This window comes from Bacteroides timonensis, from assembly GCF_000513195.1.
GTDB lineage: Bacteria > Bacteroidota > Bacteroidia > Bacteroidales > Bacteroidaceae > Bacteroides > Bacteroides timonensis.
Window position 1 is genome coordinate 1 of record NZ_CBVI010000173.1, and the last position, 11,825, is coordinate 11,825.

Here is an 11,825-nt window from a genome sequence, read left to right on the forward strand (position 1 = left end):
CCCTGGCACATAGTATCTTAATCCGCGGCACATTGCTTGTTCCGGTGCGGCACATTGCTTGTTATTTTCTGTAGAATAATTGTACGTATTTCTGTATTTGGTTGTCATACAGTAGAATGTGGTTTTTCCTTCCCGTATTTCCTCTGCAACGCACTCTCGGGCGCAAAGAAACGATTCTCGGAGCGTTGATAATACAAAATGTCAGAATGATACTTAGCGCCCATCCGGAACGGTTTTGAATGAACGGGATTCATCCGTTTCCGGTATCTTTCTGAAGGATAGCTCATGGATCAGATGATATTTATATACAAATCGCTCTTCCAAACCAAGATGATTCACTATTGGTTATCAGGTGATTACAAGAGCCCAATTTCCTGTTTACAAGAAGTTAGGAGTTTGTCGACAAGAAGTTAACTCCTTGTCGACAAACTCCTAACTTCTTGTAAACGGGAAACAGGCCGTTTTTCGGTCTTATTTACAGCCTTATTTATGTACCAAAGGCGAAAACCAGTACATATCTGACGATATTGGGGCTGTTTAGTGCCGTAAATACGGTGATTTTGCATAGATTATGAAGAAACGGTATCTATGCGCATTAGTAGTTGATATACAGATGATTAATATGCATTTCTTGTATGATTATCGAAAAAAAGAGTGTCGACAACGCTCTTACCTACACTTACATACACTCTTCCAACACTCATGTAAACACCTGTAAGTGAGCGGATAATCGGGAATAGTGTCGATAAATTTGCAGAAATTCTTTTGTTGTAAGATTGATCTTGATTCATGTTTCGCAAAGGAATAGGTATGCTGATGAATGATAATTTATCGCGCAAAGCGCGATAAGTTACGAGCTACGAGCTACAAGTGACAAGTACCTTTCGGCATGATAGCCGGGCGAATTATTATTCGCCCACCAGTACGCGCAGCAACTCGTTACTGGTAGCTCGTAGCTCGTAACTTAATTTAGCGGCGAAGCCGCTAAATTATCATTTATAAACCTCCGTGTACTCCGTGGTGAAAAGATTCAAAACCCGTCTGAAATGCGACAAGTTATAGCAATAAATTTCATCATATTCTTTTTGCTCTATATTCCTTCGGTGACATCCCCGTATGCTTCTTGAAGTACCGTCCGAAGAACGACTGGTCGGGAAAATTATACCGGTCGGCTATCTCTTTCAGTGAGAGGTTGGTGGATTGCAGGGCAACTTTGATTTCCAATGTGAGGAATTCATCGATAATTTCTTTAGCAGAAATCTGACCTACCTCTTTAGTAATAGCAGAAAGGTAACGTGTAGAAATACAAAGCTGCTCGGCATAAAAGGCTACATCCCGTTGTGCGGTACAATTGGTGTGTACCAGGTGAATGAACTTTTTGAACAGCTGTCCTTTCCGGTTCCCTCCTTCCAATTGCTCTTTGGTGAAGTATCGCTGCACCTTATCATAAGTATCCAGAAAGAATATCTGAAGCAGGTTCTGGGCAATACTTTCGCGGAACTGGTTTTCCTTGTCGGCATAAATAGCAGCACTTGCCTCTATCATTCCCAGAATGGGACGTATTGTTTCGAGCCTGGTATGTGTATAACAGGAATTCTCTTTCATGAAATGCATGAATGCCGGGTCCAGGCGGAAACAGGCGACCTTCATCATCTCGCCCGAATAAGCGAAATAGTGTATCTGGAAGTCCGGGCTGGCTGATCTGAGCGAAAGAATAGAGCCGGGCAATAACATAATGTTCGTATTCGGTATAATGTGATGCTTCTCCAGATCTATGGTGATTTCCGCTTCTCCGCCAGAACAGAATAAAAGGACTCCATTCGTTAGTTTGACGAGTCGGTTGTGGTAAAACTCCAGGTTATCGCTCCCGGATCTAAAGGTTTCTGCTTTCGTAGTTAATAATGGATTCATACTTTATCTTTTTAAAGTTTTGTTGGAACAAAGGTAGAAGTTCTTTTTGGAATGTTAAGCAAACCGTTCCGAAAATGAACAAAGGAGTGCGACAAATGAAACAAGTTGTTGTTCAAAAACGGCATACCTTTGCCGCCGACATAACAAAAGATGTTTTTAAAAAGATTGTAGTATGACAACAAAGAAGAGATTGATTAGACAAATGGTGACATTCATTTGTGGAGTAACATTGGTAGCATGCGGACAGGCTCCTACCGTGCAGACCAGTTCTGAGTATGAGGTGATGAGAATCACGACATCCGACAAGGAATTGCAAACGACCTATTCAGCAAGTATCCGGGGAAGACAAGACATTGACATTTACCCGCAGGTATCAGGTTTCCTGACTAAACTCTGTGTGGAAGAAGGTCAGGCGGTCCGCAAAGGACAAGTCTTGTTTATTATTGACCAAGTGCCTTACCGTGCGGCTTTGCAGACTGCGGAAGCCAATGTGGAAGCGGCGCGTGCAAGTGTAGCTACGGCTCAACTGACGTATGATAGCAAAAAAGAATTATTTGCCCAGAACGTGATTTCCGAGTTCGATTTGCAGACATCTTATAATAACCTGCTGACGGCGAAAGCGCAATTGGCGCAGACGGAAGCGCAACGTGTAAGTGCCGCCAATAACCTTTCTTATACGGAAGTGAAAAGTCCTGCCGACGGTGTTGTAGGCACTCTGCCCTATCGTGTGGGCGCTTTGGTTAGTGCCAGCCTGCCTAAACCGTTGACTACGGTTTCTGATAATTCCGATATGTACGTTTACTTCTCGATGACAGAAAACCAGTTGCTGGATATGACGCGTCGCTACGGTTCCAGGAGTAAAGCATTGGAGGAAATGCCTGCTATTGAACTGATTTTGAATGATAAATCCACCTATCCTTCGCAAGGTAAGATTGAAACAATCAGTGGGGTTATCGATACTTCTACCGGAACTGTCAGTCTGCGTGCCGTATTCCCGAATAAAGAAGGATTGTTACAGAGTGGGGGAGCCGGCAATGTAGTGGTTCCTGTTCAAAAACGGAACTGTATCGTTGTTCCGCAAGCGGCTACTTATGAAGTGCAGGATAAAGTGTTCGTATTTAAAGTAGTAGATGGTAAAGCGCAGTCTGCCCCGGTGGAGGTGACCCGTGTGAATGGTGGAAAAGAGTATATCGTAGACAAGGGTTTGAATGTGGGTGATGTAATTGTGGCTGAAGGCGTAGGATTATTGCGCGAAGGTACACCTATTCAAGCTAAGGCAGCATCCTCTGCAACACAAGAAACCGCTAATCAACAAACAAAGGAGGATTAATCCATGAATCTGAGAACATTTATTGAACGCCCGGTATTTTCGGCGGTCATTTCTATAACGATTGTCATTCTGGGTATCATCGGGTTGTTTACCCTGCCCGTCGAACAATATCCCGATATTGCTCCGCCTACCGTTATGGTAAGCACCACGTACTACGGTGCCAGTGCGGAAACTTTGCAGAAGAGTGTTATCGCTCCGTTGGAAGAAGCTATCAACGGTGTGGAAGACATGACCTATATGACGTCTACCGCTACCAATGCCGGTTCGGTATCCATTACTGTCTATTTCAAACAGGGAACCGACCCGGATATGGCTGCCGTTAATGTGCAGAACCGTGTATCCAGAGCTACCGGACAGCTTCCGGGAGAAGTAACCCAGGTAGGTGTGACGACTATGAAACGCCAGACCAGTATCTTACAGATGTTTTCATTGCATAGTCCCGATAATTCGTATGATGAAAACTTCCTTGCCAACTATATGAGTATCAACTTGAAACCGCAGTTGCTGCGTATTGCAGGTGTGGGCGATATGATGATTATGGGTGGTGACTACAGTATGCGTGTCTGGATGAAGCCTGATGTGATGGCACAGTACAAACTGATTCCGTCTGACGTGACGGCAGCACTTGCCGAGCAGAATATAGAATCGGCTACCGGTTCGTTTGGTGAAAATTCGGACGAAACCTATCAATATACCATGAAGTATAAAGGCCGTCTGATTACACCGGAGGAATTTGGTGAAATCGTAATCCGTTCTACGGAAGACGGTGAAGTGCTGAAGTTGAAAGACATTGCAGATGTGGAACTGGGTAAGGACAGCTACGCCTACAAAGGCGGTATGGACGGTCACAATGGTGTTTCCTGTATGGTATTCCAGACGGCCGGCTCCAATGCAACGGAAGTAAACCAGAACATTGACAATCTGCTGGACGAAGTACGCAAAGACCTGCCGAAAGGTGTGGAACTGACACAGATGATGAGTTCCAATGACTTCCTGTTCGCTTCTATCCATGAAGTAGTAAAGACTTTGATTGAGGCTATCATTCTCGTTATCTTGGTGGTATATGTATTCTTGCAGGACATCCGTTCCACATTGATTCCGTTGGTGGGCATCATCGTGTCACTGGTAGGTACCTTCGCTTTTATGTCCGTTGCCGGATTCAGTATCAACCTGATTACACTGTTTGCATTGGTGCTTGTGATCGGTACGGTGGTGGACGACGCCATAGTCGTCGTCGAGGCGGTACAGTCGAGGTTCGATGTCGGGTATAAGTCTTCTTATATGGCAAGTATCGACGCTATGAAAGGTATCAGTAATGCGGTTATCACCTCTTCATTGGTATTTATGGCGGTGTTCATTCCTGTATCGTTTATGAGTGGTACGTCCGGTACGTTCTATACGCAGTTCGGTCTGACGATGGCGGTTGCAGTAGGTATTTCAGCCGTTAACGCTTTGACGCTGAGCCCGGCTCTTTGCGCTCTGCTGCTGAGACCTTATATTAATGAAGATGGCACGCAGAAGAATAATTTTGCCGCCCGTTTCCGTAATTCGTTCAATGCGGCTTTCGATGTGGTGGTGAATAAGTATAAGAATGCGGTATTATTCTTTATCAAGCGTCGCTGGTTGTCATGGTCATTGCTGGTTTGCTCAGTGGTAGTGTTGGTACTCCTGATGAACTCTACGAAGACCAGTTTGGTGCCTGATGAAGACCAGGGTGTATTGTTCGTCAATGTAAGCACGGCTCCGGGTAGTTCACTGAAGACTACGGATGATGTTATGCTTCGTGTGGAAGAACGCTTGGAGGCTATTCCGCAGAAACTTCATATTCAGAAAGTAACCGGCTACGGCTTGCTTTCCGGACAGGGAAATACCTTCGGTATGATTGTAGTGAAGCTGAAACCTTGGGATGAACGTACAAAGAAAGAAGATCAGGTGCAGGCTGTCATCGGACAGATTTATGCCCGCACGGCAGATATCAAGGATGCCACAATCTTTGCGATTGCTCCGGGTATGATTCCGGGTTATGGTATGGGTAATGCACTCGACCTGAATGTACAGGATAAGTTGGGCACGGATGTGAATACCTTCTTCCAGACTACCCAGCAATACCTGGGTGCTTTGAACCAGCGTCCCGAAATCTCCATGGCCTATTCTACTTTCGATGTGCGCTATCCGCAATGGACTGTAGAAGTAGATGCTGCCAAATGTAAGCGTGCCGGCATTACTCCGGATGCAGTGCTCTCTACACTTTCGGGCTACTATGGCGGACAGTATGTATCCAACTTCAACCGTTTCTCAAAGGTATATAGGGTTATGATACAGTCCGGTCCGGAATACCGCATGGATGAGACTTCACTGCACAACACCTTTGTTCGGATGGCAAACGGTGAGATGGCTCCGCTGAGCCAGTTCGTTATGCTGACCCGCAGTTATGGTGCCGAGACATTGAGTCGCTTCAATATGTATAACTCCATAGCTGTGAATGCCATGCCTGCCGAGGGATATAGTACGGGTGATGCCATCCGTGCCGTGAAAGAGACAGCGGAAATCAGCCTGCCGAAAGGTTACGGTTATGACTTCGGTGGTATCACGCGTGAAGAGAACCAGCAGAGTGGTACGACGGTAATTATCTTCGGTATCTGTATTCTGATGATCTATCTTATTCTGAGTGCGCTTTATGAAAGCTTCATCGTTCCGTTTGCAGTTATTCTTGCGGTTCCGGTAGGTTTGATGGGTACGTTCTTGTTTGCCAAGATAGCAGGATTGGAGAATAACATTTATCTGCAAACAGGTTTGATTATGTTGATCGGTTTGCTTGCCAAGACAGCTATTCTGTTGACGGAATATGCTGCCGAGCGCCGAAAAGCAGGCATGGGATTGATTGCTTCCGCAGTCAGCGCAGCTAAAGCCCGTCTTCGTCCTATCCTGATGACGGCACTTACCATGATCTTCGGTCTGTTCCCGTTGGTAGTAGCTACCGGAGTAGGTGCTAACGGTAACCGTTCGTTGGGTACAGGTGTAGTAGGTGGTATGACCATCGGTACGCTGGGATTACTCTTTATCGTTCCGGCCTTGTTCGTCACCTTCCAGTGGTTGCAGGAACGTCTGCGTCCGGCTCAGTCCATGCCTACCAAAGACTGGCAGATTGAGGAGGAGATGGAAGTGAGTAAGAAAGAAATAGAAGAACATCAATCAAAAGAAAAATGAAGAAACAAATCATCACTTTAGCTGTCGCAGCCTTGCTGTTGAGTAGTTGCGGCATCTACACCAAATATGAACGTCCCGAAGTCAAGACCGACGGACTTTACGGGCAGGATGTAGAGGTGGAAGACACCACCTCTATCGCCTCTCTCTCCTGGCGCGAGTTGTTTACCGACCCGCAACTACAATCTCTCATTGAGCATGCACTGCAAGGAAATACCGACTTGCAGTCCGCTCAGTGGCGTATCAAAGAAGCGGAAGCCACTCTGTCATCCGCCCGCCTGGCCTATCTGCCTTCTTTTATGTTGACTCCGCAGGGAGGTGTCAGTAGCTTTGATAAATCAAAAGGTTCCTGGACGTATAGCGGCATAGCATCCGCCAGTTGGGAAATTGATATTTTCGGTAAACTGACCAATGCGAAACGCCGTGCGAAAGCTTTGTACCTTCAGAGCCTGGAGTACGAACAAGCTGTCACTACTTCGTTGATAGCCAATGTGGCAAATATGTATTATACCTTATTAATGCTCGATGCACAATACAACGTCTCTGCCGAAACTGCCGCCAAGTGGCGTGAGAGCGTGAAGACAATGCGTGCCATGAAAGCAGCAGGTATGACAGATGAGGCCGGAGTAGCCCAGACCGAAGCAAACTGTTATATGGTAGAAGCCTCTTTGCTCGACCTTAAACAGCAAATCCGTGAAGTAGAGAATTCACTTTCTATTTTACTGGGTGATGTGCCCGACGCCATCGAACGTGGAAAGCTACAGGGACAAAATTTCCCGGAAGAACTTACCGTTGGCGTACCTTTGCAGTTACTCTCCCGTCGTCCCGACGTGAAGAGTGCGGAACTCTCGCTGGCACAGGCCTTTTATAGTACCAATGCGGCACGTTCAGCCTTTTATCCTTCCATCACTTTGGGAGGTACGGCAGGTTGGACAAATTCTGCCGGAAGCATGATTATCAACCCGGGTAAGCTGTTACTCTCTGCAGTTGGTTCACTGACACAACCTTTATTTAATAAAGGATTAAACATGGCACAGTTGAAAATAGCCAAAGCCCAACAGGAAGAAGCTAAACTTTCTTTCCAGCAGGCTCTGCTGAATGCAGGAAGTGAAGTGAATAATGCCCTTACCCAAGTGCAGGTGGCCCGCGGTAAAACAGAGTTGCGCGACGGACAGATCACTTCATTGGAAACTGCAGTGCGCAGCACGCAATTGTTGATGAAACATGGCAACTCCACTTATTTGGAAGTACTTACCGCCCAGCAATCGTTGCTCTCTGCCCAACTGACGCAGATAGCCGACCGCTTCGATGAGATACAGGGAATTATCAATCTCTACCAAGCCTTAGGTGGTGGCAGGGAATAAAGAATAAATCATATACTCTCTCTTCTCTCGTTTCTTCATCCCCTTTTATCCTTCACGAAGTGGAGTGGTGAGAGGGGATATTTTTAGTGATCACTTATTCAGGTACTGGTCAATCTGTGCCACCGTTGCATCTTTCAGCAGTACTTTTTTGTCTTTATCCAATAGATACAGGGTAGGTATCGCTTTCAGGTCATACAGATTCTTTTCCTTTATAACGAGTTTTTTATCGTACCCGTTTATCCATTCTTTGGGGAAATCCGGTAGGTGTCTTTCCCATTCTTCCTTATCTTCATCCGGATAAATAGCCAGTATCTTTAGACTTCCTGCTGCAAACTCCTTGTTGATGGCAGGCGCCTGTTTCAGTGCTTCTATGCCTTCTTCACAAGCATGACATCCCGGATTGTTGATAAACAGCAGCGTATATTTTGCTTTCACTCCGTAGAGCGTACCGCTTTTTCCGGACAGCAGTGTATAGGTGAAATCTTCTGCCGGCCTTCCGATACGATTCTGTTCTGCCAGTTCCCGGCGTCCTTGCGGAAGTATTTTCTCCGTATCATTCAATACTTTACTTTCCAGCATGGCGTCCAGTACCGGAATGTAAAATTCTTCATTCCGCATCGGAGAATTCGGATCATACAGATATTTTTCTGCTAAGTCCGTATAATAGAAGAATACGACTTTCTTCTGATCTGCCATCTTATACATTTGCTTTATGGCAGTTATCGCAGTAGTGTCCGGTACTATCTTCAGGATATCTATAAAGTCCACCCATGCTTGTTCCGTAACATCCGGAAGGTTGATATAAGTGGTATCGGTAAAATCCATATTGTCCCAATAGTGCCGTACCAGATAGTCCGCACGCAATTCGGGAGTGTTCAGCATGGTTGGTATAAGGGGGAGCGTGAATTTTTTTACGGTGTCTGCCTGGACTGCCGTTTCCTTGTTGTCGTTCGCTTTCCGGCTACCGCATGAGGCACACAGGATCAGGAATAGGAGGAAAATGTTGAGAGAAGTTTTCATAATTCAACTACTTATATAATGTATTGAGAGACAAAGATAATGCAAATGTTTTAATTACCATTTGTTAAGTATCAGCAAATTTATGAAGCCTACCTTTGCCCCGCTTTTTTAAAAACAATGAGATATGCAAAGGGATAATTTGGACTTCAAAAACATGAGTGTGAGTAAGTTGTTTACAAAACAACTCTTCCCCACGTTGCTGGGTATGGTATCATCCGCATTGTTCACTGTTGTCGACGGGATATTCGTAGGACGCGGAATAGGTAGTGATGCCATTGCCGCGGTGAATATTGCGGCGCCTATTTTTATGATAGCGGCCGGGTTGGGACTGATGTTCGGTATGGGTGGAGGAATTCTTGCTTCCATTAATCTGTCTCGTGGCAAATTGGTGGTCGCTAATATCAATGTCACGCAGTCAATCGTCATGCTGACGATTGTCAGTATCATTATGGGAATACTATTGACTGTGTTCCCCGAAACTGTAGTAACCTTATTAGGAGCCGAAGGGCATCTGACGGAATTGTCAGCGGAATATCTGTTTTGGTTCTCCATATCCATTCCGTCCACGGTCTTACTGGTGGCATTGCCGTTCTTTGTACGCCTGACGAATCCTAACTTTGCCATGTGGGCTATGCTGGCGGCTACTGTTGTCAATATCTTGCTCGATTATATCTTTATCTTTATTTTTGAGTGGGGATTGTTCGGTGCTGCTATCGCCACTGATTTGGGAGAATTGGTGGGGACACTTTTACTCTTGGGTTATCTGCTTCGTCCCTCCGTATCGGTTCGGTTTGCCAGGTTGAAGATGAGCATCAAGAGCATCCGCCTGACACTGAGGAATACATGGTATATGCTGAAACTGGGTGTTTCATCCTGTTTGAGTGAAATAACGATTGCTGTCATGGCTATTGCAGGCAATTATGTGTTTATGAGCCATCTCGGAACGGATGGGGTAGCGGCTTATAGCATTGTCTGCTATCTGTTCCCTATTATTTTCATGGTGTTTAACGCTATGGTTCAGTCGGCACAACCCATTGTCAGTTACAATTATGGTTGCGGACAGTTATTGCGCTCCAATAAAGCGTTGCGTTTATGCATTATTTCCGCTGTTGTGTTTGCTTTGGTGATTAGTGGAGTGTTTGTCTGTTTCTCCGGTGATATCGTTTCTCTGTTCTTGCCGGACCGGACAAGTCATGCCTGGCAGTATGCGGTTGCCGGTCTGCCTCTGTTTGCTGTCGATTACATTTTTTTCGGGATAAATGTAATCACAATAGGGTATTATACCAGTATTGAACGTATTAATCTAGCAATGAGGCTTACGTTGCTGCGTGGCATATTGCCGGTCTTGTTCTTCTTCGTACTTCCTGCATGGTTGGGAGTGACGGGCATCTGGCTTGCTGTGGCGGCAGGAGATATTACTACAACAATCCTTATTGTGTTGTGCAGAAAGAAAGTTTAGTATGGCTGTACCTATGAATTATTTTCAATACATTTGCATACAAAAAATACATTTATCATGAAACGCAACTCTTTCTTATTATTTGTAGCGATTCTCTTCACTTCGGTTTCAGTTTCTTTTGCCCAAAAGAAACTCTCCATCCTTGGAGACTCTTATTCTACATATTACGGTTATGTCACTCCCGACACCAACCTCTGTTGGTATGGCGTACCGGAAGAAAAGAGAGAGAATGATGTGAAGCGGGTGGAGGATACCTGGTGGTATCTTCTTATCAATGAGCACGGTTATCAGATGGAGCGTAATAATTCCTATTCCGGTTCAACCGTTTGCCACACCGGTTATGAGAAAGCGGATTACTCGGATCGTTCCTTCGTAACGCGTATGGACAACCTGGGTAATCCTGATGTTCTCCTGGTCTTTGGCGGTACGAACGACAGTTGGGCGAAAGCCCCTGTCGGCAGCTACCAGTATGCAAATTGGACTAAAGCCGATCTTTACAGCTTCCGTCCTGCCTTCTGCCGACTGATGGACTATCTGACTAAGCGCTATCCGGATACCCGAATCTATAATATCACGAACACCGAACTGTCGGAAGATGTAACCACTTCTATGGATGAAATCTGCCGCCATTACGGAGTAACCAATATCCGCCTGCGCGATATTGACAAACAGTGGGGACATCCCTCCATAAAAGGAATGAAGAGTATTTGCGAACAGGTGTGTAAAGTAATAGAAGAATAACATATACCCCCTTCCACACCGCTGCGTCCCTTTATTCATCGGGCATAGCGTGTGGAAGGGTGTTCTTTTTGCTGACTTATCTCGTTACGAGCCGCTCCCGGCTGACTCCATAATATCCTGCCGCCGGCACATATATCGGTTGCGTCTTCCTTCCTATATTTTCTATCTTTCCTTCCGCATTTAGCCGTTTCAGGTGCTCCGCAGCTTTCGACCGCATAAAGCCGCATATACGCTGGAAATCGGCACGTGTCATCAGTTGGTGTTCTGCAAAATACGCTTTCAGCCGCATATCTATCTCTACATCGGACAGTTTACCGGAGTGCCCGCTGTGCCTGAAGTTTTTCAGTTTCACGTTGCCCACCTCGTCCTTCAGCGCACGGTCGGCACGGAACTTGATACCTTTCAATCTCACCTTTTCATTTTTCCGGTCCGTCTCCCTTGTGATTCCTTTTTCACTTTTCAGTGTGGGGTAGAAATAGCCGATACCATCCAGATGTACTTGCCGCCCTTCCGATAATTCCTCGCCCATCACATGAGAAAGCGCGTCGAGCACTGCCGACACATCAGTTTCAGTCAGCGAGCTGCGTTTCTGTATTTTTCGGCGGATTTCGTCGGTTCCTACTTTTCCATTGAGGGTGATGCGTGCATGGATCGTTGTTTTCTCAGTTTCGTCCGTTTCATTGTTCGGTACCGGAGTCTCATACCATTCAAAAAGTATTGCCATTGCTTGTCGTTTTACAATTGATGATGCAAATGTACCATATATATAAGGGAAGAGCAAATTTTGAACGAACCA

8 protein-coding genes are annotated in these 11,825 nt (G+C 45.6%); 5 read left to right on the forward strand and 3 right to left on the reverse strand.

Translation table 11 applies throughout. The features are described from left to right. Window positions 1–1,074: 1,074 nt before the first annotated feature. Complete coding sequence (locus BN161_RS27060) at window positions 1,075–1,911, reverse strand: helix-turn-helix domain-containing protein (protein WP_044272227.1); 837 nt, start codon at window positions 1,909–1,911, stop codon at window positions 1,075–1,077. 172 nt (window positions 1,912–2,083) lie between these two features. Between BN161_RS27060 and BN161_RS27070 the strand changes: the two genes are divergently transcribed. The 3 genes from BN161_RS27070 to BN161_RS27080 are packed head-to-tail and all read left to right on the forward strand — an operon-like array spanning window position 2,084 to window position 7,809. Continuing rightward, entirely contained in the window at window positions 2,084–3,241 is a 1,158-nt protein-coding gene (locus BN161_RS27070) for an efflux RND transporter periplasmic adaptor subunit (protein ID WP_044272230.1), read from the forward strand. Between the two features lie 3 nt (window positions 3,242–3,244). Beyond that, entirely contained in the window at window positions 3,245–6,448 is a 3,204-nt protein-coding gene (locus BN161_RS27075) for an efflux RND transporter permease subunit (protein WP_044272232.1), read from the forward strand. Then, window positions 6,445–7,809 carry an efflux transporter outer membrane subunit gene (locus BN161_RS27080; protein WP_044272233.1) on the forward strand — a complete coding sequence of 455 codons (1,365 nt, stop codon included), beginning with the start codon at window positions 6,445–6,447 and terminating at the stop codon, window positions 7,807–7,809. The genes BN161_RS27075 and BN161_RS27080 overlap by 4 nt, the downstream gene beginning before the upstream one ends. Before the next feature lie 90 nt (window positions 7,810–7,899). Here BN161_RS27080 and BN161_RS27085 read toward each other — a convergent pair whose 3' ends face one another. Beyond that, window positions 7,900–8,829, reverse strand: a complete 930-nt coding sequence (locus BN161_RS27085) for a DUF5106 domain-containing protein (protein ID WP_044272234.1) — start codon at window positions 8,827–8,829, stop codon at window positions 7,900–7,902. A gap of 124 nt (window positions 8,830–8,953) precedes the next feature. On the opposite strand from BN161_RS27085, the gene BN161_RS27090 reads away from it, so the two are divergent. Both BN161_RS27090 and BN161_RS27095 read left to right on the forward strand, forming a co-directional pair. Next, window positions 8,954–10,288 carry an MATE family efflux transporter gene (locus tag BN161_RS27090; protein WP_044272235.1) on the forward strand — a complete coding sequence of 445 codons (1,335 nt, stop codon included), beginning with the start codon at window positions 8,954–8,956 and terminating at the stop codon, window positions 10,286–10,288. A 57-nt stretch (window positions 10,289–10,345) separates the two neighbouring features. After that, window positions 10,346–11,029 carry an SGNH/GDSL hydrolase family protein gene (locus BN161_RS27095; protein WP_044272236.1) on the forward strand — a complete coding sequence of 228 codons (684 nt, stop codon included), beginning with the start codon at window positions 10,346–10,348 and terminating at the stop codon, window positions 11,027–11,029. Window positions 11,030–11,105: 76 nt separating this feature from the next. On the opposite strand, the gene BN161_RS27100 is transcribed toward BN161_RS27095, so the two are convergent. Beyond that, window positions 11,106–11,753, reverse strand: a complete 648-nt coding sequence (locus tag BN161_RS27100) for an HU family DNA-binding protein (protein WP_044272238.1) — start codon at window positions 11,751–11,753, stop codon at window positions 11,106–11,108. Window positions 11,754–11,825: the final 72 nt, after the last annotated feature.